The following is a 25479-nucleotide window of genomic DNA, read 5'->3' on the forward strand; positions in this document are numbered from 1 at the left end:
TGAAAAAGGAGGGAAGAGATCCCACCTTTTTTATGTAATAACCTTTTTAATGTGTATTAGTATATTGTGATAGCTTTTGCATATAAAGTGAACGAATGAATAAGAAAAATACAATTTCAACGAATCCAAAAATAATAAGAACGGCTGAAACTTCCTTGAACAAAGATAAGCCAATTACATCTTGTAGCATTTTCGTTGCGAACATTGTATGAATGGATGCCATAATGTACGGAACGAAAAATAAAATACTAAGCTGAATGGTTGCAGATCGTTTCATCTCTTTATCTGTCACACCGATCTTAGAAATCGTTATATATTTCTCTTGTTCGTTCGTTAAATCGGTATACATTCTAAAATAAAGAACACTACCAGCACCAATGAAGAAAATAACTCCTAAAAATGTACCGATTAAGAAGTATGCAGCACTACCAGATGTTATTCTATATAACGATCCTGCTGATTCAAAGGATCGAATAAGAGGTCCTTCATACTGGAATTTGTTTCGATCTTTTTGCACTTTTTCTATAAAATTATCAGCAATCTCATATGTCTGTTCCCAGTTTTGAATTTTGTAATTATATGCTGATATATGCTTTACCGTGTTAGGTAAGTTGTTCACGACAATATCAGGCAATACGATCGTTTGATATGAAAAGTCAGATGGAATTGCACTGATATGTTCATAGCCTTTTACTTTTAATTTCGTATTTGTACTAGAGAGTGTAATGTAATCTCTTTTATAGCTTTGCTCAAATTCATTGAATATAGTGATATAAGACGTCCCCGTTAAAACATATGCCTCGTTATCATTTATAAATAGTTGTTTCATTCGTAAAGAATTCGCAAGTTTGTTATAGTCACTTTGCTTAATTGCGTATACGTCATTATAAATAGCTATACCTTTATCTTCTTCTAGCGGTGTTTTATATATATCAGCTGTTATTTTCTCATAAGGAAAATGCTCTTTTTTTAATTGTTGCTCAAGCCAATTTAAATGCTCTGTAACAAAAGGATTCGCATCATAAGAAAAATAAGAAATTGGGAAAGGCGAAGTTCGATTAACGTCTAGCTTAATAAATTTTCCGAACCCATATAGGAACGTAATCATTGTGAAAGCGATAGTAGATAGCATTGCTACAATAAAAAGCATATTAATATTCGTTCGAATACGGTTTGCTAAATCAGAAATCCAAAGCATATTAATACGTTTCATATAAAACTTTCTTCTTTTCTTTAAAATATAAATAAGTAAGAAACTAATTTATGAAAAGAAGAAATATGTACCGATTGTAACGAGCGTTGGAATGACGAAAATACTTGAAACCATATATATAACACCTATTTGTGGGCTTACTGATACGAAATATTTAGGATTTCCAGCTAACGCATAGCCACCAAATAAACAAATCGCACCAAATAAAGAAATAAGTATGGACGGTTTTCTTTCTTTTCGTTTTTTACTATTTATTTTTAAAAGGTGTACCGCTTTTTTTGTACGAATGAGCATCGGTGTCAATGTAGATACAACGATAAAAAGACTAAGGAAGACGATTGTCGTTAAAATAAACGCGTTAATAGGCAAGTATAAATATATGCCCGGTACGTGCGTAATTTTTGCTGTCACTAATAAGAAAAATTGCGAGAAGACAAGTCCAAACTGCATGCCGAAAAAGATAGATAAAATACCGATTAACATATTTTCCATGAAGACGAGACGGTGTAATTGTTTTCTAGATATTCCTAAAACGGTCAAGACACCGAATTGTTTTTTTCTAACTTTTAAAAAAGTACCAATGGAATATAGTAAAAAGAAGAAAGAGAAAAATACAATTACTACTTCTGAAAATATCATTAATCCTGAAATTTCAGATACCGTGCCAAATTTTTGTAATTTTGGATGGAATAAGTAAACAGCAAATGAAAAGAAAACGGCAATCGAAAAGGAACTACTTACAAAGTAAGCAAAATAAGCTCTCGAGTTGCGCGAGACGTTTTTAAATGCAAATTGCCAAAAGGTCATAAATTATACCTCCGGTTAGAAGATATAGAAGTAGTTTTATTGCAAAAAATGTATGAGAGTGAGTTCTCATACATTTTGCTTGCATATGTTACGATCATGCTTCGGTCACCTTCTCCGTATGTTCTGAGTGTTTATTTGCAGCGTTGTGGAAGATGATTTTAATCGTCGTTCCTTTCCCAACTTCAGAATCTAGTTTGACAGAGTGACCTAAATAATCACAAATTTTACTTACGATATAAAGTCCCATACCAGTAGATTCTCCGAATGTACGACCATTTTTCCCAGTGTAAAACGGTTCGAATACTCGTCGAATATCTTCTTGCGGAATACCAACACCTTCATCACGAACTTCTAAAATAATATCTTTTCCGTTTCGATAAGCGGATAAGAATACTTTCTTTCCGCGCTCACCAGAGTAACGAACGGCATTTGTCATTAACTGATAGATGATAAATTTTAGCCATTTCGCATCAGAAGCAACCTGTAAATCAGAATGAACTTCTAAAACAGGGAAGACTCCGTTTCGGATAAATAGTTCTTTTAATCCATTAATGTTTTTCGTTACCGTATCTTTTAATGAAATCGTCTCAACATGGAAGTCTTCATGGAAGTTATTTAACCTTGCCATGTATAAAGCCATATCAAGCCCTTGGTTTAGACGTTCTAATTCTTTTTTGAATTTCGGAATTAAATGTTCATCTTCCATTTCGAGCACCATCAGCTGCATAACAGAAACGGGCGTTTTCATTTGATGCACCCAGTGGTTAATGAATAATTGATGTTCTTGTTGTTTTACTTCATACGATTGTAGTTCTTTTTGGAAGAGACGATACTGCGTGCGCACGAGTTCATTTACACCGTGAGGCATCGGAGCAGTTGCTCTTTCAATAAACGCATCTTCCATTTTTTCTGGTTGTTCACTTAATCTATGGTACATTCTACGATTACGAACGTAACGATAAGCGAGGAAACAAATAAATAAGTATAAGCTTAAAACAACGAAGTAAAATTTATTATTTTGAAATCCATCTACTGCATCATAAAGAACGAAGATGATACCGAAGTTTAATATGTACAGTAGAAAAAATGCAAAATGATCACGTAAAAATAGCTTCATGCTTATTCACTCCAAGTTGCGTTAAAACGATACCCAAGTCCGCGCACTGTTTCAATAGCATTTTCAATACCAAGCTCATTGAACTTTTTACGAAGACGCGTAATGTTTACGTTTAATGTGTTTTCTTCAACGAAGCTCTCGTCATCCCAAAGCGCAGCTAACAAATCTTCACGGCTCGCTGTACGAGGGAATTTAGATAATAACATTTCTGCTAAAATAGCTTCTTTCTTCGTTAAAAGAACTTGCTCAGATCCGAAGTGAATTTCAGGACGTTCTGGGAATAGTTTTAAACCTTCTACTTCAACGATACGTTCAGAAATATTTGGCGCATAATCACCGTAAATACGGCGTAATTGACCTTTAATTTTTGCCATTACAACGTCATAGTGGAACGGTTTTGTAATATAATCATCCGCACCGCTTTCAATCGCCATAATTTGTTCCATCTCACCAGCACGCGCTGAAATGAAAATAATTGGACAAGTAGATTCATGACGGATTTGGCGGCACCAGTAGAACCCATCGAATTTTGGTAAGTTTACATCAAGTAAAACAAGATGTGGTTTCACAGCGTTAAACGATTCCATAATATCATCGAAATTCTCCGCTACCACAGCCTCATAACCGTACTTCTGAATGTGAGATTGCAGTAATGATGAAATATTTGGATCGTCTTCAACGATTAAAATTTTATACATATGTATATTCCTCCTAAAAAAACAATTGTAGCTATAGTGTATCATGTGTTTCAAGTCTTTTCATTATGTTGAAAGATAAGCTAATAAACAGTATAGGGCAAAAGCGTAAAAAGTAAAAAGGGCCTCGTATATAATTGACAATCAACTGAAATCATTTTAATATTTAGATAAATATCTAAATGTCTAATTATCGAAAGGAAGAAAGACATTGAATCAAGCGTTCAAAGCATTAGCAGATCCAACAAGGCGAAAAATTTTAGACTTGTTAAAAGAAGGTGATCTAACCGCTGGTGAGATTGCTGAACATTTCAATATGACAAAACCAAGTATTTCACACCACTTAAACGCACTTAAAAATGCTGAACTTATTCAAGATGAAAAGAAAGGGCAATTCGTTGTGTACTCTTTAAACACAACTGTATTTCAAGATTTATTAACTTGGGTGTTTACGTTTACGAATAAGGGGGAAGAGGGGAAATGAGGAAGCATATATTTCCGTTATTATTAATTGCTGTAACGATTATTGCATGGTGTGCTGCATGGCCTTATTTACCGGGAGAGGTTCCGAGTCATTGGAACATTGATGGTGAAGTAAATGGGCATATGTCAAAAATGGGAATGTTGATTTTTGATGTAGCAATTATGATTTTTATATATGTATTAGTAACTGTATTGCCTAAGGTAGATCCAAAGTACGAGAACTATAAAAAATTTCCTAAAGCACTTGGGAGGATTAATGGAGCAATTTTATTTTTCTTATTTACTATTAATATGATGACACTAGCAAATGCTTTAGGGTATAACGTTCCAGTTGGAATTTTTGTGAACATAATGGTCGGTATCCTTTTTGTTGTACTCGGCAATTATATGCAACAATGTAAACCAAATTTCTTCATAGGTATTAAAACGCCGTGGACGTTAAGTAGTGAGGAAGTGTGGAGAAAAACACATCGGTTAGGATCAAAGATTATGATGATTGGTGGTATTGTAATCATATTTTCCGCGTTTCTTCCGGGAATGTGGAAAATGATTTGCTTATTAAGTGTTGTAGTCGCACTGGTTGTTGGTACGATGGTATATTCTTATGTTGCTTATAAAAAAGAAATAGGGGCCTAATAAAAAATTATGGGGGAGAGAGGATGAAAAGACACGTATTACCATGGAGTTTAATTATTGGCATTGCAATTGGATGGTATATTGTATGGCCATATTTACCAGAACAAATTCCACGCCATTATAATGCAGCAGGAGTAGTAGATGGATATTTTTCTAAAATAGAAGCAAGTTCATTCTCGATAGGTAGTATGATAGTGCTCTATATGATATGGCTAGTTTTTGGATTCATAAAAGATAAGTCTACCCAGCAATCCAAAGTCCTTTCCGCAATCCATTATGCAATTCTTTTAATAGGATTCGGTTGTAACTTATTTGCACTATTAGCCGCGTCTAATTATATTGCATCGGGCTCAATTGTATTTAATTTTGGACTTGGAACATTGTTTCTTGTACTAGGTAATTACATGCAACAAACGAAGCCGAACGGGTTAGTAGGCATTCGAATGGACTGGACATTAGAAAATCCTGTAGTTTGGAGAAAAACACATAGATTTGCTTCGAGGGTATTTGTAATAGGTTCACTTTGTATATATGCAGGGGCTTTGCTTCCAGATCCATTTAATATTTTTATGGGGATTGGAATCATATTAATATGTATTATCGTATCAACAATAAAGTCATATAGTATTTATAAAGAAGAGTTGAAAATGTAAACAAAGCTGCTTTTCCTTTTAGGGAAGAGCAGCTTTGTTTTTTTATCACTTCTTCAAAACCGGTATCCAAATTTCACTTTTAAAGTTTGGAGAAGATATGTCTTTCTGTTCATTCCACAATACTTCCGGTCCTTCCGCTAGTTCATAGTTCGAAGAAGGGAACCATTCAGAATAAATACGTCCCCATACATTTTGTAGTGCATCAGGAAATGGACCGACAGCTTCGAATATAGCCCATGTTGAAGCTGCGACTTCAAGTTGCGCGAATTGCTCTGGACAATCCTTTGTTGTGGCTACTCCAATATAGTGATCAAGTTCTCCTTTTTCCTCCATTCTTCCTTCAGAAAAATTAGTAGAAGCACTAATAATTCCAGTAGGTTCAATGTTTGAAAGGGACTTTAATGTTTGAATAGACTCTGGGTTTAAACTTTTCCACATAGAAGCAATTTCTTCATTTACACCGTTAAAAACGATTGGTACTCGTTTTGTAATACCTATAATTCGAAAGGGCTCTTTTTCTTCAATTCGATAGTTCATTTCATTTCCTCCTTGAATGGATAATTGGAAGGTCATTGGTGAATAAGCCTTCAAAGAATGGCTACTATTTCGGGCCTCTGAAGGTGTTATACCGTGCAAGTTTTGAAATGCACGAGCGAATGAATCTGGTGAGTTGTATCCATATTTTATAGCGATATCAATGACTTTTACATTGTTGTTTTTTAGTTCAAAGGCAGCGAGAGTAAGACGTCTACAGCGAATATATTCTGATAGTGATATGCCAGCTAAAAAAGAAAACATTCTCTTGAAATGATATTCGGAGCAGTAAGCTATTTTTGCGACTTCTTTAAAATCAATTTCATGTGTAAGGTTGTTTTCGATATACTGCATTGCAGCATTCATATTTTTAAGTGAATCCATATTATGACCTCCTCTGTACATAGAATAGCAGGAATGAAATAGCTCCATCCGACATTTCGTGCACAACTTTGTAGGTGCATTTTTTACCTTGCAAAATTGTAATGTTCCTGTAAGGAGAATGAATGGATGGTATGATATCCCAATGTTATAGTAACAAAGTACTTTAATTCATTACGTTAACTTTTTGATTTCTTTACTTATGTGCCTTACATAACTGTCATGTTTGTGTAAGAAACATCGATAGTGGCAAGAGTAGAGAGTGTATATAGTTGAAAATAGAGAATAGAAGAAATGAGGGATGTCGAGATGAAAACAGTATTAGAAGCAAAAAATATTGAAAAAGTATATGACACGGGTGGTAATAAATTTGCAGCGTTAAAAGGTATTAACTTACAAGTAAAAGAAGGTGAGTTCGTTGGAATTATGGGACCTTCTGGTTCTGGTAAGACGACTTTACTAAATGTTCTTTCTACAATTGATAATGCGACGAACGGTGAAATTTTAATTGATGGAAAAGATATTGTGAAAATGAATGATGATAAGTTAGCATTATTCCGCCGCGATCATTTAGGCTTCATTTTCCAAGATTATAACTTATTAGATACGTTAACAGTGAAAGAGAATATCGCTTTACCACTTGCATTATCAAAGGTGAAAGCGAGTGAGATTGATCGCCGCGTTCTTGAAATCTCAAAGAAATTTGGCATTGATCATATTTTAAGTCAGTTCCCATATCAAGTATCTGGTGGACAGAAGCAGCGCTGCGCAGCATCACGTGCAATCGTTACGAATCCAAGTATGATTTTCGGGGACGAGCCAACTGGAGCGCTTGATTCTAAATCTGCAACAGATTTACTTGAAAGTATGAAGTCATTAAATGAATATGATAACTCAACAATTTTAATGGTAACGCATGATGCATTTGCAGCAAGTTATTGTAAACGAGTTATTTTCATTAAAGATGGTGAACTATATAAAGAATTGCACCGTGGTGAATCAACGCGTAAACAGTTCTTCCAAAAAATTGTTGACGTAATGTCTTCTATTTCTGGAGGTATGGCTGATGACCTTATCTAGCATTGCCCTCCGCAACATACAGCGGAACTTTAAAGACTACTTTGTATATTTCGCATCTATGATTTTTAGTATTGTTATTTATTTTACATTTAAAGCACTGCAATATAATTCACAAATGGAAAAAGCAGCAGAAGCTTCAAAAAAAATTAGCGGAGCGTTCCAAGTTTCCAGTGTGATGCTTATCATTTTCGTAGCAGTGTTTATTATATATTCAAACGGATTCTTTACACGTAAACGTAAAAAAGAAGTTGGCTTATATTCGTTATTAGGTATCCGTAAAAGACAAATTGGTAAAATGCTCTTTTATGAAAATATGTTAATGGGATTAATGTCATTAGTAATTGAGATTGCGATCGGTAGTGTCCTTTCGAAATTATTCCTTGAGTTATTAGTAAATATGATGGGATTAAATTTAAACGTTCATTTTGAAGTACCGATGGCTGCCATTATTGATACAGCAATTATTTTCTTTGTGATTATTTTATATACATCACTTCAAGGATATCGTTTAATTTATCGCTTTAAGTTAATTGAACTTTTCCGTGCAGAACGTGAAGGAGAAGCAATGCCAAAAGGATCTGTCATCATGGCATTAATTTCAGTTTTCTTAATCGGTTCAGGTTATTTTTTAGCGCTAATGTACATGAAAGCAGTTATGTATGCAGACTTTATGGTCGTTGCATTATATATTTTATTAGCGACAGTAGCAGGGACTTATTTACTGTTCATGTTCTTCACAGTATTTGTATTGAAACGTGCAAGAAATAATAAGTCAGCATTTTATAATGGTATGAATATGGTAACGACATCGCAGTTACTATATCGTATTAAAGGAAATGCGAAATCATTGGCGACAATCGCTATTTTAAGTGCAGTTACATTAACAGCGGTTGGTACGTCAGTTACGATGTATTACAACACATTTACGCAATCAAAAGTTGCTGCGCCGTATAGTTATTCCTATGAGAAAAAAGATGCAGCATTAGATAAAAAAGTAAATGAAATACTTGTTGGAGAGAAGAATAATCACCCAGTCACATATGAATCAGAAGTTGAAATGATTCCTGTGAAAGGAACATTTAAAGGTGAAAGAGCTGATCAAGTTCTGAACACACACTATAATGTTACGAATCAGTACTAGCTTATTTCTCAATCAAGCTTTAATACACTTGTGAAACATTTAGATGTAGAACCTGTAAATTTAAGTGCGAATGAAGCTTTTATATATGATAGCTTATATATTGAGAAACTTGATTTTGGTCCTCTTTATACAGGAAATACAGCTGTATTCCCTGTTGGAAATGAGTCAAAAGAATTAAAAATTAAAGGTGTAAATAATAGAAGCCTTACAAACTTAAATGAACTATTTGTAATCGTTCCTGATAAAACATATGAGCAAGTGAAACAAGTAAACGAAACGCGTACTGTAAAAAATATTGATGTAAAAGGTGAGCGAAATAGTAAAGAGTTAACAGCAAAATTAGCAAGCATTATGCCAGCTGGAGAATCAGAAGTTTTAAAACCATTTAACGATTTCTATACAGGATTCCAAATGGGGCTTGAAACGACAGGCTTAATGATGTTTATTGGGCTATTCTTAGGATTAGTATTCCTATTAGCAACAGGCTCAATCATTTACTTTAAACAATTAACAGAAGCAAGTGCTGACCGTGATCGTTACATTGTCCTTCATAAAGTTGGTGTAACGAAGCAAGAAATGAAGAAAGCTATCGCAAAACAAGTAAGCTTTATCTTCGCTATTCCATTAGTAATCGGTATTTTACACAGCTTATTTGCACTAAAAGGTTTATCAAATATATTACCATTTGAAATTATGATTCCGCTTCTCATTAGTATTGGAGTATACGGTGTCATCTATATTGGATATTACTTCTTAACGGTTCGTTCTTATTATAAGATCGTGAGTGCGAAGTAATAAGGGGCAGCTATCGCTACACGCGATAGCTGTTTTTTTATTCTTCATAAAATCTTAAGAAACTTCCTCAATTTTTATTAAGAAACGATAGTTATACTTAGACACAAGTTAAAAACTATCGAACGAATGAGGAGAGGTTTACATGCAGCTCATTACATTTTTACATGAATTTATAAAGCATCCAAAACATACTGGTGCAATTGCGCCAAGTTCAAAAATATTAGCAAAGAAAATGGTCGATGTAATTGATTTTAATAAAGCGAAATGTATTGTAGAGTTAGGGCCTGGCACAGGGGTTTTTACGAAAGAGATTATGAAGAGAAAAAAGAAGGAAACAATATTTCTTCTTATTGAAATTAATGAAGTATTTTTCAAAGAATTAAAAAGAAAGTTTAAAGATGAGCAGAATGTCATTGTTGTACACGGTTCAGCTGAAAATATAAAGAAGTATATGGAGGAGCTCAATATAGAATGCATTGATTACGTTTTATCAGGGTTGCCTTTCACTTCTTTACCAGAAGAAGTTTCAAAGCGAATTTTAAGCAATGCGATGGAAGCGATACATGAGAATGGTGAGTTCATTACATTTCAATATTCACTTGTGAAAAAAGGGTTTATACAGCATTTCTTCCCTGAAATTACACTAGAAAAAGTATGGCTCAATTTCCCGCCAGCCTACGTCTTTAGTTGCAAAAAAGAACTAAGGAGAGCGTATGCATAATGGAATTACATGAATTATTATCCTATATCGAGCAATACGGTTATTGGGCATTATTTTTCTGTTTATGGTTAGGTATTATCGGTATGCCAATTCCAGATGAAATGATTGTAATGAGTGGTGGTTTTGTCTCTTCATTAGGGATATTAAGTGTCATTCCAGCATTTTTATTAACATATTTAGGCGTTGTATCAGGGCTATCTTTAGGTTATATATTAGGGAAAATATTTGGTACGAAAGTACTCGATAAGCTAATGAAAAAGAAAAAGGCGAGATATCTTTTGAAATCTCAACAAATGGTAGAGAAGTATGGTCACTATGCGTTAGTCACAAGTTATTTCATACCAGTTGTAAGACATATTGTACCGTATGTAGTTGGAATGAATAACATGTCATTTCGGATATATGCTTTGTATTCCTATACGACAGGATTTGTTTGGACGCTCATTTATTTTGTGCTCGGTTCTTTATTCGGACAACATATTGAAAGAATTGTAGCAGTTGCGATAGAGTATGGTGTGTATTTTGGCGTAATTGTCGTTTTAATTGGCAGTTTGTTTTATGTAAAAAGAAATGCAGTAGTGAGTAAGTAGCGGAGGCTGTTCCAAAATCCATTTTGGACAGCTTCTTTTGTTGTTTCTACTGTCAGTTTTTGTCGGTAAGTCGATATTCCTTGTCGAAACGTCGATATATTGAAAAAATCGTTGATATATTTTGAGTTGTGTTCGATATATTTGAAAAATCGTCGATATAATTTCATGTACCTAGATGTGATGCCACATTTCTTCTGCGTTAAGAAAAAGTTAAGAAACTGTACGAGTTTTTATTAAGAAATGCGCTCTATACTTAGAAATGTTCTCAAGAAAACATAATGAAAGGCGGAATATAGATGAAAAGATTTATTTTTGGATCATTACTTGTTATCGTTGCAGGAGCGGCATATTTATTAAGTGGGAGTGCTACAGTAGATTCCATGAACCCGTTTCTTAAATTAGAATATCGTTATGCTGTAATTGATAACGATGGAAAAGATTTAGGTGGAAATAAAGGCCGTGTATACACAGTGAACACATACGATAAGGATGGAAACGAAAAAGAGATAACAATTGATGGAGTGGATACATTGCAAAAAGGTTCATATTGGCATGTAATTACGAGAGGAAAGTCTGTGCACGATAAGGTACAAATAGAAGAAGAAATAATTCCTGACGGTGCGAAGGCAAAGTTAGGATTGTAAATATAAACCCGATTCTTGATGAGAGAATCGGGTTTGTTATTTTATGGTAAAATTTAAAGGGGAGGAGTGAGAGGAATGCTACTTGTTGTTAGTCTTATATTAATTGGGATTATGTGTAGTATGAGGGTAGTATCTTTACATATGATAGAACGACAAAAGATAGAAGAACGATACGTATATTGTCCAAAATGTGATGCGAAAATTAGAAAAGGGAATTCTGCTCCTTTTTGTTCGAAATGTAATGTAATCTTTTAAAGAAGGTAAAAGGCCACAACGAACATGTTTAGCTTAATCCATTTATTAAACATTTGAAATTCTGCAGTGTAACAACTGCAGAATTTTTTATGATTATTACATTTCTTTTTAAGAAAATATTAAGAAACCCCATTACTATTTGTTAAGAAAATGCATCTATACTGAATTCTGTTGCTTAAAACGAACAGCAAGAATTATAACAGGAGGTACAGATAGATGAAAACGATGTTAGAAGCGAAAGGGATTTCGAAAATATATAATACAGGCGGGAATACGTTTGAAGCGTTGAAAGATATTCATCTGCAGGTGAAAGAAGGAGAGTTTGTCGGTATTATGGGACCATCTGGTTCTGGTAAGACGACACTTTTGAATGTTCTTTCTACTATTGATACGGCTTCAAAGGGTGAGATTTTAATTGATGGAAAAGATATTGTGAAGATGAATGATGATGAATTGGCACTCTTTCGCCGTAATCATTTAGGGTTCATTTTTCAAGACTATAACTTATTAGATACGTTAACGGTACGAGAAAATATTGCATTGCCACTTGCTTTGTCAAAGGTGAAGGCGAAAGAAGTAGAATCTCGCGTTGAGAAGATTGCGAAGAAGTTTGGAATAGATCATATTTTAAATCAGTATCCGTATGAAGTATCCGGTGGACAAAAACAACGCTGCGCAGCATCAAGGGCAATTGTAACAAGTCCAAGTATGATTTTTGGAGATGAGCCAACTGGTGCGCTTGATTCAAAGTCAGCGACGGATTTATTAGAAAGTATGAAGACATTAAATGAAAAAGATCTTGTAACGATTTTAATGGTAACGCATGATGCGTTTGCGGCAAGTTATTGTAAACGTGTTGTATTTATTAAAGATGGAAAGTTATATAAAGAATTACATCGTAAAGGGATGACACGAAAACAGTTCTTCCAGCAAATTATTGATATGATGTCTTCCATATCTGGAGGTGCGACAAATGAGCTTATCTAGCATTGCACTTCGTAATATAAAACGAAATTTTAAAGATTATTTTATATACTTTGCCTCTATGATTTTTAGCATCGTCATTTATTTTACGTTTAAGGCGTTGCAATACAATTCACAAATAAGTGAGGCTGGAGATAACATCGGACGAGGATTCCAGCTCGCGAGTGTTATGCTCATTATTTTCGTTGCGGTATTTATTATATATTCGAATGGTTTCTTTACACGAAAGCGTAAGAAGGAAATAGGTCTTTATTCTTTACTCGGTATTCGAAAGAAAGAAATAGGTAAAATGCTTTTTTATGAAAATATGTTAATGGGTTTATTATCGTTAGTAATCGGAATTGTAATTGGTAGCTTACTTTCAAAAGGATTCCTAAAGCTACTTGTAAATATGTTAGAGCTACATGTAAATGTTCATTTTGAAGTACCAATTGGAGCTATTATAGATACAGCAGTTATTTTTTGTTTCATTATTTTATATACGTCATTTAAAGGATACCGCGTTATTTATCAATTTAAGTTAATCGAGCTATTTCGTGCAGATAACGAAGGCGAAGTTATGCCAAAAGATTCTAAAATAATGGCTATTATTTCTTTATTATTAATTGGATCAGGTTATTTCTTGTCAGTAACGGCTATTAAAAATGCAAGCAGCGATAACTTTATGCCACTTGCGCTTTATATTGTATTAGCAACAGTACTTGGAACGTATTTATTATTTAAGTTCTTTACTGTTTTTGCATTAAAAAGAGCGCGAGATAAAAAATCTTCATTTTATAATGGAATGAAAATGGTGACGACATCTCAATTACTATACCGCATTAAAGGAAATGCAAAATCGTTAGCGACAATTGCTGTATTAAGTGCAGTAACGTTAACAGCGGTTGGAATGTCTGTTACGATGTATTACAACACATATATGCAGGCGAAGAAATATCACCCAGTTAGTTATTCATATGAAAAGAAAGATATAGAATTGGATCGTAAAGTGAGTGGGATTTTAAAAGAAGGAAAGAATGAAGTCATTCATCAATATGAATTAGAGACAGTAAAAGTAGTAGGAGAATACGGTGATGGAACTTCATTACAATCAAGAACAACAGAACTTATCGCACAATCATCATTTAATAAAATTGCAAAATATTTAAATGAAGAAACTTTAGATTTAAAGAAGAACGAATTGTATGCATTTGATGGTATGTACAGTGAAGGTAAGAGAGATAGTGAGGTATATAAAAATCGAAAAGCTACATTCCCAATTGAAGAAGTAGCACCAGTACAAGTGAAAGATGTACAAGCAAAAAACATTACAAACTTATATGAACTTCTAGTTGTTGTTCCAGACGAAGTATATGAGCAAGCAAAGAAGACAATTGGCTCTCATACTGTAAAAAATATTGATGTGAAAGATGAAAGAAATAGTAAAGTATTAACGGAGAATTTAAAGAAAGTAATACCGGAAGAAGATGCAGAAGGTAAAGAACAATTCAGTGATTTCTATACTATTTTCCGTGATGGTATTGAGGTATCAGGTTTAATGATGTTCAGTGGTATGTTCTTAGGACTTGTATTTTTACTCGCAACAGGGTCTATCATTTACTTCAAGCAATTAACAGAAGCGCATGCAGATCGTGAGCGTTACATTGTTCTTCGAAAACTAGGTGTCACGAAAAAAGAAATGAAAAGGGCAATCGCAAAACAAATGAGATTTATTTTCTTCATTCCTTTAGTAGTTGGCATATTACACACTTTATTTGCATTAACTGGATTAGCGACAGTACTTCCGTATGAAATTGCAGTTCCGTTGTTAATTAGCATCGGCGTGTATAGTGTTATTTATATTGGTTATTATTTGTTGACGGTTCGTGCTTATTTTGGGATCGTTAGTAAATAGAAAAGAGAGAAAGGGAGCATAGTGAAAATTATGTTCTCTTTCGCTGTTTATCATTATTTATTTTCTAAAATTCGTTCAACATCATGTACACTTAATTTACTTGCCTTAGCAATCGTTTTAAGTGGTATACCAAGATCATACATATTTTTAATCATTTGGATTTTTCCTTGTTGAACTCCTTCTTTTCGACCTTTTTCTATACCTTGTTCTAAGCCTTTTTCCATACCTTTTTCCATGCCTCTTTTCATACCTTCTGTCTCTGCGTGGGCGAATTTTGCTGCTTCATCCATTAAAACTTTCTCCCTTGCGTCATAGGCTTGTCGGAAAGAGGAATCTTGACTCATACGTTCCCACTTATTTATTGCTTTTTGTAAAATAGGGTCTTGGTTCATAGCAATATCCTCCAATAGTTTAGTTAAGTGCTCATCCTCATTTGCTGAAAGCAATAAAAGCCAACGAGCAAATGGGTCTTTCCACAGATTTACTTTTTCTTCATGCCACTGTTCTGTTAACTTTGGAATTTCTACAATGTGAATTTCTATGTCATCACTCAAGAGTTTCTGTTGTTGTGTATTCCACAATGTTCCCTTTGTATGAAATTCTTTGTGATCTAAAAACATTATGAAGTTCAATAAATTAATGGTGATGGTTTTACGAAGTGCACTGTAGGGCATCCCTTTTTGTAACTGAGATGTGTATAATTTTCCCCAATAATATAAACTGCGTTTCATCATATCGTGATTATTATTAAGCTGTATTTCTACATTTACTTTTGTCCCGGTGTCTAATGTTGCTGAAATATCTAGAATTGATAATTTATCATTTGCGTGTTCTCGGTGTAAATGTGGATCTTCTAATTGTAGAGAAGCAATAGGTGACTCTAAAGACTCTTGTAACATCGCGTTTAAAAAGGCAATGAGAATATCTTCACTATCATTCGTACCAAACAATTGTTTAAATGCAAAATCAATGCGTAAATTCACTAATTGTTGGTTGAACAAAGTATGCCCTCTCCCTTATATGAAGGTGCTTCTTTTCTTAATTGTATCTAAAAATAACTAGAGGATGCAAACAAGCTATTCTTCTATTTTTTAGAAGTATTATTAGAATGTCACAGGCAAATATGGTTATGTTATACTCTAGTGAAATTGGGAAATAGCTTATGAAACCGAAGAATGGAAACATGTTGAAGACGAAAAAGTAAGTGAAAATGAATTCTTCCAATCAGTAGCTGCTGCAATAGAGAAGAAAGATCCAAGCGTTATTGTGAATAAGGATTGTAATACGCATTGGACAAATTGGGGGGAGTTTGATTATGAAAACTCATATTAAAAATTAAAGCGTAGATTAAAATCTCCTTCTAATAAAAAAGACGAGCTAAAATGTTAAAATTTTAGCTCGTCTTTTTATATTTACACAACCGCAGGATTATAAATCATCGTAAAGTGTCCTTGCAACAATTCAATTTGACAAGGTGTGTGAAGTGAACTTTCTCCATCTGTATCTACTTCTTTTTCTTCCTCTGTTTCGATATGAATGGATTTCGCTTTTACGTGGAAGATGTCATTTTCGTTTGAGTCTTCAAATAGTTTCTTTCCGATGTAATCTTTAAATGCTTGAATACCTGTTGATTTGACTACGAAAATATCAAGTGTTCCGTCGTCACATTTTACGTTCGGAATAAAGGACGGGATGCCGCCAAGATATTCACCGTTTCCAACCATAACAAGGACAGCTTCATCTTCATATACTTGTCCGTCATAAGTGATTTTAACTGGGAATGTTTCAGCATTTTTGACAGTTCGAATTGTGCTTAAGTAGTAGCCGATTTTTCCGAGCTTTGCTTTTTCTTCTGCATCGATATTGTTTGATACTTCAGATACGAGTCCAATGCCCCAGAAGTTTAGGAAATGTTGTCCATTTGCTTTTGCAACGTCAACTGGTTTTACGTGTTCCTTAGTGATAAGTTTTGCTGCTTCTGCAATGTTTTGCGGAACGCCAAGTGTGCGAGAGAAGTCATTGCAAGTTCCGCCTGGAATGATTGCAAGTGTAGGTCTCGTTTCAAGAGGTGCTAAGCCGTTTGTGCATTCAAATACAGTGCCGTCACCACCAAAGACGATAATTAAATCTACTTTACTAGCAAACTCTTGGCAATATTTTGTTGCATCACCTTGCTTTTTCGTATGAAGGATATGTAAGTCAGGAAAAGCTGTGGCAAGAGGTGGTACGATTTTCGTTAAATTTGTATGTAAGTCGCCTTGTCCAGCTTTTGGATTTACGATGAGGAGTACTTTTTCAAATTTTGTTTTTGTCATTTTTCATCTCTCCCTGTTTTTTGTAATGGAAAGAAGGAGCTGTTCCGATGTATTTCAGAACAGCTTCTTCCTATTAATAGGGTGCTAAGATTGTCGGTTATTGTCGGTAAGTCGATATATTGAAAAAATCGCCGATATAATTTGAGTTACGGTCGATATATTTTGAAAATCGCCGATATAAATTTCATGTACTATCGATTTTTTAAGTTATACGATTATTCCGTTACAACCGAAGCAATAAATGGTAAGTTACGATATTTTTCTGCGCAGTCGATGCCGTAGCCAACGATAAATTCGTCTGGAATTTGGAAGCCAACATATTCAGCTTTTAAGTCCACTTTACGACGCTCAGGTTTATCAAGTAGCGTACAGAATTTTAATGCTTTTGGTTTATGCATAAAGAAGTGATCTTTTAAGAAGTGAAGTGTTAAACCAGAATCGATAATGTCTTCTACGACAATTACGTTTTTTCCAGTAATGTTTACATCGATATCTTTTAATAGTTTTACTTTTCCAGTTGTTTCTGTTTGATTTCCGTAGCTAGATGCAGAAATAAAGTCGATTGTTACATCGTTTTTAATGTGACGAATTAAATCAGCAGCGAATACGAAAGAGCCTTTTAATACAGCGATTACTACGATTTCTTCTCCCTCAAAATCACGTTCGATTTGAAGTGCTAGTTCTTTTACTTTTTCTTGTAATTGTTCTTCAGAAATTAAAGTGTTTTTTATTTCAATATTCATTGGAGTCCTCCTACAGTGTAAAACTTGTGAACATTTCGACTGTAAAGGATAGAAAGGAAAAAGTCAAAGGAGATAGTAATTTTTTACAAAATACCGACAAAATCATCTGATGATATGATATACTAATTATATTAAGAAAACGCTTCCATAAAGGGTGATTATAATGAAGAAGAAACAGTACACAACTGTAACATTTATAAAAGCATTACTTTTAACAATTGTTCTTGGATTGTTGGCTTATATAATTGATGTACCAGCGATTCGGATTTCACTAATTGGAATGACTTTAGTATTAGGCGCAATTTCTCATGGTATGATGTCGCAGCTACAAGAAGCTGGACTTGATGATATGAAAGATCATATAGATAAGAAATGAGAAACCTTCACATATGCATAGTGAAGGTTTTTTGTTTCTTACAAAAATGTAAGGTAGTTGTAAGGGAAATCGATAGTTGCATAGTAGTGTTTTGGATAAACTATGGGTGTAAGGTAAAAGGCAAGCATATTTTAGGTAAATTCAGTTTTAGGCACTCTATATGTGAAAAAGGAGTAGGAGGGCATGGAGAAACGTTGGACGACCTTTTCTTTGTTAGCAACTAGCAACACCGTAATGCTAGCTGGCGAGATGGATTTTTTGCACTTGTTTGATCGAGAAGACGATCATTCTTCTTCTAAGTTTACAATGAAATGGAATAAATGGAGCGAAAGTTGTAGGTTGGAAGAAGAGGCCCCTAACGAAGCGCAAAAAATTATTTTGACAAACCCTATTAAAGCGTGGGTTGTTCAACGTCGTAAGTGTAACGTCAAAAATCACTTAAAGAAAACTGAGCCGAGACAATTAGTTATCTCTCCGGCCCGTTCTACTTCTAAATCACGCGAAAGTAACATGTAAATAATTGAGACACACACCCGAAAAGAGCATTGTATCATACAGTGCTCTTTTTCTTTTTTGCAAAAAAGTATTTTGTTTGAGGAAAAATTTGCTATGATTATGGAGGAATCTTACATTTTGCGTTTAGTATGAAAGTATAATCGTAATAAAATTTGAAAAGGTGTGTGTATGATGAAAAAATATAGTGTAATTGCTGTAGCGAGTTTGTTAGCGACAAATCTATTAACCTTTCCTTCTAGTTCGCTAGCGGAAATTGAAAATAAAACGAGAAATAGTATAGAAGCTTTCTCCTATATACAGAGCAATGAGAAAAGCGAACTGCAACAACAATTAGAAGCTGTAAAAGAACGACAAATAGAATTAGAAAAAAGAGAAGAAATTTTAAAACAGCAGAAAGGATTATTTGTTAAGGTAGATGAATTAAAACAGAAAAAAGACGAGTTGCTGAAACAAGATGGTGAACATAAAGTACAACTGGAAGAAGTACAGCAGGAATTAGATGAGTTGAAAAAGCAGCAAGCAGAACTTGAAGGGAAGAACCCGTTACAAGTGAAGGATAATAATGAAGAGAAAAAAGCTGCTGAATTAAAAAAACAAGAAGAACTTGAAGAGAAGAATGCATTAGAAATAAAAAAAAATAATAGCCAAGAAGAAAAAAAACTTGAAGAATTAGAAGAACAAAAAAAGAAAGAAGAGCTAAAGAAGCAACAAGAGGAACTACAAAAACAGCAGGAAGAATTGAAGAAGCAACAGCTAGAATTGGAGCAGAAAACGAAACAAGAACTTGAATTAAAACAAAAAGAGGAACAAGCAAAACAAGAACTTGAATTAAAACAAAAAGAAGAACAGGCAAAACAAGAACTTGAATTAAAACAAAAAGAAGAACAGGCAAAACAAGAACTTGAGCTAAAACAAAAAGAAGAACAGGCAAAACAAGAACTTGAGCTAAAACAAAAAGAAGAACAGGCAAAACAAGAACTTGAGCTAAAACAAAAAGAGCAACAAACAAAACAAGAATTTGAATGGAAGCAAAAAGAAGAACAAGAAAAGAGAGAGACAGAATTAAAACAAGCTACCATTACAATGCAAGCAGCGCCGCAATCATTTCCTGACGTTCCAGGATGGGCACAAGAGTCTGTTTATTATTTAATTCATAAAAAAGTTATTTCTGGGATGCCAGATGGAACATTTTCACCAAGTAAAGTATTAAGCAGAGCTGAAGCAGCAACAATTATGGCGAAAATTTTAGAATTAGAAGTTAGAGAGGGGGAGAAACCAACTTTTACAGACTCTCAAGATCATTGGGCAACTCCTTATATTGCTGCTGTGGAAAAGGCAGGAGTCATTAAAGGGGAAGGAAATGGGAAATTTAATCCGAATGGTCAAATGACAAGAGCTGCTATGGCAACGATGTTAGTACAAGCCTATCAATTAGAGAAAAAGGTTCATGAAGAATTATCAACATTATTTCCTGATGTAAAAGATCATTGGGGTGAGAAATTCATTAATATTTTAGTAAGCATGGGTATATCAAGTGGTGTTGATGGAGAACGTTGGCAACCAGATAGATCCATTACACGTGCAGAGGCAGCACAGCTCGTCGCAGTTACAGATAAGTCTAAAGACAATGAATTGAAGATGAAGAAGATAAGCATTTCGAAAAAATTCTTTACGTATAATGGACCATCTTTATCATCTGGAATTTCAAAGGAATATGGCCCTAGGGAAGTAACAGTGTATGAAGAGCGAGATGGTGGTTGGATTAGAATTCATACGGATACTGGTTTTAAGTGGGTTTGTTTAGTTGAAAAGAAAGTGAATATGAATAAAAACTTTTTGACATATAATGAGGCATCCTTATCTTCAGGGATTTCAGGTGAGTATGCTCCGCAAAGTGTAACGGTTATTGAAGAAAGAGAAGGAAATTGGATTAAAGTTTATACGGCCTTAGGCTATAAGTGGGTCTGCTTAATAGACAAAAAAGTTCAGATTGATAGAGACTTTACTACTTATGATGCTCCTTTCAGGTCTGCGAATATACTAGATTATTATGGGCCTCAAGCAGTAACGGTTGTAGAGGAAAGAGGAACTTGGCTTCGTATACGTACATATGCAGGCTATCAATGGTTGGATACGAAAAAAGAAGCGAAGTATTTATCTAAAGTGTTCTTTGCTTATGATAGTCCAAGTTTTGTATCTCGTGTATCAGGAAGGTATGCACCACAGACAGTCGAGGTTTATGGTGAGAGAGACGGTGGTTGGATTCAAATTCAAACTAGTAATGGGTTAAAGTGGGTTAATGAAGGAAATATTAATCGTAGTCAAGTTATATTGAACGTACCGTCACTGTATCAATTCCCAGAATTGCATAATGGCTGTGAAGTCGTTTCTTTACAAATGCTTGTAGAACATCAAATTGGTCGCTCGTTAAATAAAGTAGCATTTGCTTTTGAAATGCCTTTTGATCAAACGAAATTAAAGAACTATAAAACATCATCACAAATTTGGGGAGATCCAGATGTAGGGTTTGTAGGTGATGTGACAGGAAATACGCCAGGATATTCTATTAATCCCGAACCACTAAAACGTTTGTTAGATAAATATGCAAGAGGAACGAATTTAACTGGAAATGATCTTTCTGTTTTAGAAGACTATGTGAGAAATGGAAAACCAGTAGTAACGTGGGTGACTGTCGCTTTAAATAATCCAAGACCAATTACAACGTGGAAAACACCAGGTGGAAAGACAATTTCTGCAAGAATGAATACGCATGCGGTTGTTTTAACAGGAGTGGATGATAATTACGTATACTATAATGATCCGTTCTATGGAACGAAAAATGTAAAAGTGAGTAAGAGCCGGTTTGCAAGTATTTATAATCAAATGGGCAAGAAGGCCTTAAGTGTAGATTAATTTTAAAAGGTTATCCGAAGATGATTTCGGATAACCTTTTTTACAATGAAATCTTTAAATGAAATATATTTCATCTGCATCTTATATTTATATCTCTTGTTTATTCTAGTGATACATCCGATGCGAAGTGATGTAAAACATATAAAGGGAGAGAAATAAAATGAAAAAGAAACTATTACCGATCTGTGCAATGGCACTTTTAGCAGTAGGATATTCTTCAGTAGCAAGTGCCGATACTGGAACAGTAACAAAGGAAGATGCAGCGCAGGTACAACAAGATAAGGCTAAAAAAGAAGAAGCGATTAAGATACAACAAAAGAGTGATGCAGAGAAAAAGCAAGCGGCGCAAGTACAAGAAAAAAGTGATATGGCTAAAAAAGAGGAAGCAATAAAAGCACAAGAAAAGAATAATGAAGCTAAAAAAGATGCAATGGTAAAAGTCGGACCAAATGGTGAAATGCAGATAATAGAAATAGCAACAGGTGAAAAATTACCAAACACAGCATCAAATAATGTAGAAATGATGGGATTAAGTGCATGTCTTGTAGCAATAGGTACATTATTTGGTTTGAATCGTCGCAATAAAGTTAAGGCGTAATTAAAATATTGCCCTATAAAGAATGGGATAATTTCATATATTAAAAATGGTAGGTTATTCCTACCATTTTTGGCATGGAGGGATGAAACATGAAGTTACTTAATTATATCGGAATTATATTGATGGCCATCGGGCTATTTATGGGATCCTATTACGCAGTGGAATGGTATAAAGGAAAAAGTTCTGCCGGGCAATTAACGACAGAAGAAATAAAGAGCCTTAACAATATACAACATAATCAACTCCCTTATGAAACACCGGTAACTTCTCAAGTGCCTTCTTCTCAAACAAAGCATAAAGAAGGAGAAAAGGTAGCGATGTTACATATACCGAAAATAAAGAAGAAGTTTTCTGTATATTGGGGAGCGGATGATGCAACATTGAAGAAAGGGGTTGGAATGTTCGTTAGTGATGTAACGACAACGCCATCTGGAGGGGGACATACTGTACTAAGTGGGCATAGGGATACTGTATTTACAGATTTAGGAGATTTGAAAGAAAAAGACACTCTTGTTGTAGAGTATGATAATAAAAGTTACACATATGAAATTCAAAAGACGTGGATTACCCATGCGGATGATCGCACTGTTATTATAAAAAAAGAAGAACCGATATTAACACTGACGACTTGTTACCCATTTGATTATATAGGGGATGCACCAGATAGATATATTATCGAGGCGAAGTTAACTGGCAGTTATTCAAAGTGAAATTATAGTTTCTGAAAGCGGGAGGGAGATACATAAGTTATGTCAAAAAATATTTTAATTGTAGAAGATGAAGATATATTACGTGAAATATTAAAAGACTATTTTTTAAGTGAGCAATATGTAGTGTTTGAAGCAAGGGACGGGAAAGAAGCTTTAGTTGTATTTGAGGAAGAAGAGGTTGATTTAGTTATTTTAGATATTATGTTGCCGGAACTTGATGGGTGGTCCGTTTGCCGAAGAATCCGTAAAACATCCGAGGTTCCTATTATTATGCTAACGGCACGTGTTGATGAAGATGATACGTTACTTGGCTTTGAACTTGGAGCAGATGACTATGTGACGAAGCCGTATAGTCCGCCAATTTTATTAGCAAGAGCGAAAAGGTTATTAGAAAGTAGAAAAGTGACGAAGCAATTTTTAGAGAATGAAGATGATACATTATCAATCCATGGTATCCATGTCCATTTTCCGTCGCGTACTGTTACGGTAGATAAAACAGATATTAATTTAACACATACAGAATTTGAAATATTAGCGTATTTTATGAGAAACCAAGGGATTGTTTTAACAAGAGAGCAACTCATTTCAAGAATTTGGGGATATGAATTTGCAGGCGATGATCGAACGGTTAATAGCCATATTCGTAATTTGAGAAATAAATTAGGAGAGAAAGCAAAGTACATTACAACTGTAGTACGAACGGGTTATAAATTTGAGGGGAATGTATGAGGAAAGGGATTGTACTAAAGTTATTTACTCTCACAACAGCATTATGTATGTTAATTTTAGCGACGATTTTTATTGGACAAACGATATTTTTTAAACAATATTACGCGAATCGAAAAGTGGAAGACATTAAAGTGAATTTAAATTCCTTTGAGAAGAATTATTTAAACTATGCAGGAAATGCAGAAGAAATTAAGCGACTGGAGCAAGACTTTTTAAGAGAAAATAATACATGGATTACGACATTAGATCAGAACGGGAATTTAAAGCATGCGGATGATTTCTATTTTGAGGTTGCATTAGAACAAAGGGCAGAGAAGAAATATGGACAAAAAAAGGTCATTATTCCTTTGTACTATCTTATGAATATAGATGAGATTGAAAGGGGAGAATTACCTACTTTTGTGGGGGGAAAAGTTTATTTTAGTGGATTAAAAAGAAATGAGCACTTTATTACATTGTATTTACAATTAACAGAAAAGAATTTAAGTTGGGCTAATAAACCGTTAAGTAAGAAGCTACTTGAAAAAGAACGTAAGATAACCGAGGATGAGCCAAAAGTTGCTCAAGACCTTATGGCTCAGGAAAGACAAAACGTTGCTGGAAATTTGAGTGATTTGGAAAAGAAGAGGGTCATTCAAAATTCTGATTTCGATATGTTTGGGAAGATTACGAAAGTTCAGCTTCCTGATGTAACAGGTCCTATAAATCCAATTTATAAAAATAGCATCTTCTTAGATAACATAAAAGAATTTCAAACTAATTTATTATTAAAAGAGAGCAAGCACATACAATATGCAATACAAACAATGGACTATGAAAAAAATGATATTAAATATAAATTATTAATCAAGCCAATAAAAGAAAAAGATGGATCAGTAACTTATATATATGCGATGGCTTCTTTACAGCCTGTAGATGAAGCCGTACAAATGGTGCAAGATTACTACATTTACATCATTGCATTTGTAGTTGTTCTTATTTTTCTAGCGTCATTCTATTATTCAAAACAAATTGCAAAGCCTTTATTAAAAATAAATGATACGACAAAGAAAATAGCGCATTTAGATTTCACAGAACAAATACCAATTACTTCAAAAGATGAAATTGGTGATTTATCGAAAAATATTAATGTATTATCAAATAAACTACATTCCCATATTGGACAGCTAGAACAAGATATTGAAAAGGAAAGAAAATTAGAAAAGACGCGGAAAGAATTCATTTCTGGTGTTTCGCATGAACTAAAAACACCGCTGAGTATTATGAAAAGCTGTATTTCTATTTTAAAAGATGGAGTAGCTGAGCATAAAAAGGAGTATTATTTTCAAGCGATGGAACGGGAAGTAGATAAAATGGATACGTTAATTTTGGATATGCTGGAGTTAGCTAAATTTGAGTCAGGTACATATAAAATGAAAATGGATTCATTTTATATCGATACAGTAATGGAAGATATATGTGAACACCTTTCTGTAGAAATAGAGAAAAAAGAACTTCGTGTTCATAAACATATAGGTCCATTTGAAGTAGTCGCAAATCAAGGACGGATTGAACAAGTCATTGTGAACTTCATTACAAATGCGATACGTTACACACCAAATAAAGAAGAGATTATTATTTCTACAATAGATGAAAAAAATCGTATAAAAGTATGTATTGAAAATAAAGGTACTCACATTGAAGAAGAGCAATTAGATAAAATTTGGGATCGTTTTTATCGCGTGGATGCAGCTCGTCAGCGTTCGCAAGGTGGAACAGGTCTTGGGCTTGCCATTTCAAAGAATATTTTAGAACTACATGATGCTGAATATGGAGTAAAGAATACAGAAGATGGTGTATTATTTTATTTCTACTTATTGAAAAAAGCGTAGATGATGCATGCTACGCTTTTTTAATTTATTTTCATATTATCTTTACCTAATCTTTATTTTTAAGCGATATAATCTGGTTAGAAAA

General features: G+C 34.1%; 22 protein-coding genes and 5 pseudogenes. 20 read left to right on the forward strand and 7 right to left on the reverse strand.

The features are described from left to right. Nucleotides 1–46 precede the first annotated feature (46 nt). The 3 genes and pseudogenes from QCI73_RS03340 to QCI73_RS03350 form a co-directional block, all read right to left on the reverse strand. A pseudogene (locus tag QCI73_RS03340) lies at nucleotides 47–2020 on the reverse strand (FtsX-like permease family protein). Between the two features lie 94 nt (nucleotides 2021–2114). Beyond that, complete coding sequence (locus QCI73_RS03345; RefSeq protein WP_353822494.1) at nucleotides 2115–3137, reverse strand: sensor histidine kinase; 1023 nt, start codon at nucleotides 3135–3137, stop codon at nucleotides 2115–2117. A 2-nt stretch (nucleotides 3138–3139) separates the two neighbouring features. Next, nucleotides 3140–3835, reverse strand: a complete 696-nt coding sequence (locus QCI73_RS03350) for a response regulator transcription factor (RefSeq protein WP_000276737.1) — start codon at nucleotides 3833–3835, stop codon at nucleotides 3140–3142. Between the two features lie 208 nt (nucleotides 3836–4043). Here QCI73_RS03350 and QCI73_RS03355 point away from each other — a divergent pair, with 208 nt between their 5' ends. Genes QCI73_RS03355 through QCI73_RS03365 form a run of 3 tightly spaced genes read left to right on the forward strand, consistent with a single transcriptional unit; the run spans nucleotide 4044 to nucleotide 5604 of the window. Next, nucleotides 4044–4316: an autorepressor SdpR family transcription factor gene (locus QCI73_RS03355; RefSeq protein ID WP_001070526.1), complete on the forward strand. Its 273-nt coding sequence runs from the start codon at nucleotides 4044–4046 to the stop codon at nucleotides 4314–4316. Further along, nucleotides 4313–4951, forward strand: a complete 639-nt coding sequence (locus QCI73_RS03360; protein ID WP_353822495.1) for an SdpI family protein — start codon at nucleotides 4313–4315, stop codon at nucleotides 4949–4951. The genes QCI73_RS03355 and QCI73_RS03360 overlap by 4 nt, the downstream gene beginning before the upstream one ends. 23 nt (nucleotides 4952–4974) lie before the next feature. Further along, complete coding sequence (locus tag QCI73_RS03365; RefSeq protein ID WP_353822496.1) at nucleotides 4975–5604, forward strand: SdpI family protein; 630 nt, start codon at nucleotides 4975–4977, stop codon at nucleotides 5602–5604. 45 nt (nucleotides 5605–5649) lie between these two features. Here the strand turns inward: QCI73_RS03365 and QCI73_RS03370 are convergent, their stop codons facing one another. Continuing rightward, nucleotides 5650–6522 carry an AraC family transcriptional regulator gene (locus QCI73_RS03370; protein ID WP_053563479.1) on the reverse strand — a complete coding sequence of 291 codons (873 nt, stop codon included), beginning with the start codon at nucleotides 6520–6522 and terminating at the stop codon, nucleotides 5650–5652. Nucleotides 6523–6828: 306 nt separating this feature from the next. Here QCI73_RS03370 and QCI73_RS03375 point away from each other — a divergent pair, with 306 nt between their 5' ends. The 8 genes and pseudogenes from QCI73_RS03375 (at nucleotide 6829) to QCI73_RS03410 (ending at nucleotide 14623) form a co-directional block, all read left to right on the forward strand. Next, nucleotides 6829–7599: an ABC transporter ATP-binding protein gene (locus QCI73_RS03375; RefSeq protein ID WP_000859655.1), complete on the forward strand. Its 771-nt coding sequence runs from the start codon at nucleotides 6829–6831 to the stop codon at nucleotides 7597–7599. Then, nucleotides 7586–9535: pseudogene (locus tag QCI73_RS03380) on the forward strand (FtsX-like permease family protein). The gene QCI73_RS03375 and the pseudogene QCI73_RS03380 overlap by 14 nt, the downstream one beginning before the upstream one ends. A 142-nt stretch (nucleotides 9536–9677) precedes the next feature. Continuing rightward, nucleotides 9678–10256 (forward strand): class I SAM-dependent methyltransferase, encoded by a 579-nt coding sequence (locus QCI73_RS03385; RefSeq protein ID WP_001176065.1) that lies wholly within the window; start codon nucleotides 9678–9680, stop codon nucleotides 10254–10256. After that, nucleotides 10256–10846 carry a DedA family protein gene (locus tag QCI73_RS03390; protein WP_262724695.1) on the forward strand — a complete coding sequence of 197 codons (591 nt, stop codon included), beginning with the start codon at nucleotides 10256–10258 and terminating at the stop codon, nucleotides 10844–10846. The genes QCI73_RS03385 and QCI73_RS03390 overlap by 1 nt, the downstream gene beginning before the upstream one ends. Nucleotides 10847–11142: 296 nt before the next feature. Beyond that, complete coding sequence (locus QCI73_RS03395; protein WP_000819355.1) at nucleotides 11143–11490, forward strand: YxeA family protein; 348 nt, start codon at nucleotides 11143–11145, stop codon at nucleotides 11488–11490. A 75-nt stretch (nucleotides 11491–11565) separates the two neighbouring features. After that, a complete protein-coding gene (locus tag QCI73_RS03400) occupies nucleotides 11566–11745 on the forward strand; it encodes a hypothetical protein (protein ID WP_000928044.1) in 180 nt (59 codons plus the stop codon). A 216-nt stretch (nucleotides 11746–11961) separates the two neighbouring features. After that, nucleotides 11962–12732 carry an ABC transporter ATP-binding protein gene (locus tag QCI73_RS03405; protein WP_000855640.1) on the forward strand — a complete coding sequence of 257 codons (771 nt, stop codon included), beginning with the start codon at nucleotides 11962–11964 and terminating at the stop codon, nucleotides 12730–12732. After that, a complete protein-coding gene (locus QCI73_RS03410) occupies nucleotides 12719–14623 on the forward strand; it encodes an ABC transporter permease (protein ID WP_353822497.1) in 1905 nt (634 codons plus the stop codon). The genes QCI73_RS03405 and QCI73_RS03410 overlap by 14 nt, the downstream gene beginning before the upstream one ends. Before the next feature lie 53 nt (nucleotides 14624–14676). Here the strand turns inward: QCI73_RS03410 and QCI73_RS03415 are convergent, their stop codons facing one another. Next, a complete protein-coding gene (locus tag QCI73_RS03415; RefSeq protein WP_353822498.1) occupies nucleotides 14677–15624 on the reverse strand; it encodes an Rpn family recombination-promoting nuclease/putative transposase in 948 nt (315 codons plus the stop codon). A gap of 145 nt (nucleotides 15625–15769) precedes the next feature. On the opposite strand from QCI73_RS03415, the pseudogene QCI73_RS03420 reads away from it, so the two are divergent. Continuing rightward, nucleotides 15770–15955 (forward strand): annotated as a pseudogene (locus QCI73_RS03420) (DUF7003 family protein); the annotation flags it as partial. Between the two features lie 80 nt (nucleotides 15956–16035). On the opposite strand, the gene QCI73_RS03425 reads toward QCI73_RS03420, so the two are convergent. Then, nucleotides 16036–16938: a diacylglycerol/lipid kinase family protein gene (locus tag QCI73_RS03425; RefSeq protein ID WP_327922277.1), complete on the reverse strand. Its 903-nt coding sequence runs from the start codon at nucleotides 16936–16938 to the stop codon at nucleotides 16036–16038. Nucleotides 16939–17153: 215 nt separating this feature from the next. Next, nucleotides 17154–17681, reverse strand: coding sequence for a hypoxanthine phosphoribosyltransferase (hpt, locus tag QCI73_RS03430; RefSeq protein ID WP_001019312.1), 528 nt, complete (start codon nucleotides 17679–17681; stop codon nucleotides 17154–17156). A 160-nt stretch (nucleotides 17682–17841) separates the two neighbouring features. On the opposite strand from hpt, the gene QCI73_RS03435 reads away from it, so the two are divergent. From QCI73_RS03435 to QCI73_RS30830, 8 genes and pseudogenes are all read left to right on the forward strand, one after another. Beyond that, a complete protein-coding gene (locus QCI73_RS03435; RefSeq protein ID WP_002156638.1) occupies nucleotides 17842–18057 on the forward strand; it encodes a hypothetical protein in 216 nt (71 codons plus the stop codon). A gap of 183 nt (nucleotides 18058–18240) precedes the next feature. Then, nucleotides 18241–18573 (forward strand): hypothetical protein, encoded by a 333-nt coding sequence (locus QCI73_RS03440; protein WP_353822499.1) that lies wholly within the window; start codon nucleotides 18241–18243, stop codon nucleotides 18571–18573. A 168-nt stretch (nucleotides 18574–18741) separates the two neighbouring features. After that, nucleotides 18742–21486 (forward strand): S-layer homology domain-containing protein, encoded by a 2745-nt coding sequence (locus QCI73_RS03445; protein ID WP_353822500.1) that lies wholly within the window; start codon nucleotides 18742–18744, stop codon nucleotides 21484–21486. Nucleotides 21487–21646: 160 nt separating this feature from the next. Further along, entirely contained in the window at nucleotides 21647–22084 is a 438-nt protein-coding gene (locus QCI73_RS03450; protein ID WP_327922279.1) for an LPXTG cell wall anchor domain-containing protein, read from the forward strand. An 89-nt stretch (nucleotides 22085–22173) separates the two neighbouring features. Beyond that, nucleotides 22174–22794 (forward strand): class D sortase, encoded by a 621-nt coding sequence (locus QCI73_RS03455; protein WP_353822501.1) that lies wholly within the window; start codon nucleotides 22174–22176, stop codon nucleotides 22792–22794. A gap of 39 nt (nucleotides 22795–22833) precedes the next feature. Beyond that, nucleotides 22834–23523 carry a response regulator transcription factor gene (locus QCI73_RS03460; protein WP_262724685.1) on the forward strand — a complete coding sequence of 230 codons (690 nt, stop codon included), beginning with the start codon at nucleotides 22834–22836 and terminating at the stop codon, nucleotides 23521–23523. Continuing rightward, nucleotides 23520–24050 (forward strand): annotated as a pseudogene (locus QCI73_RS30825) (two-component sensor histidine kinase); the annotation flags it as partial. The gene QCI73_RS03460 and the pseudogene QCI73_RS30825, both read left to right, overlap by 4 nt. A gap of 132 nt (nucleotides 24051–24182) precedes the next feature. Then, nucleotides 24183–25394: pseudogene (locus QCI73_RS30830) on the forward strand (sensor histidine kinase); the annotation flags it as partial. Between the last annotated feature and the right edge of the window lie 85 nt (nucleotides 25395–25479).

The organism is Bacillus cereus group sp. MG16 (assembly GCF_040459875.1).
GTDB lineage: Bacteria > Bacillota > Bacilli > Bacillales > Bacillaceae_G > Bacillus_A > Bacillus_A paranthracis.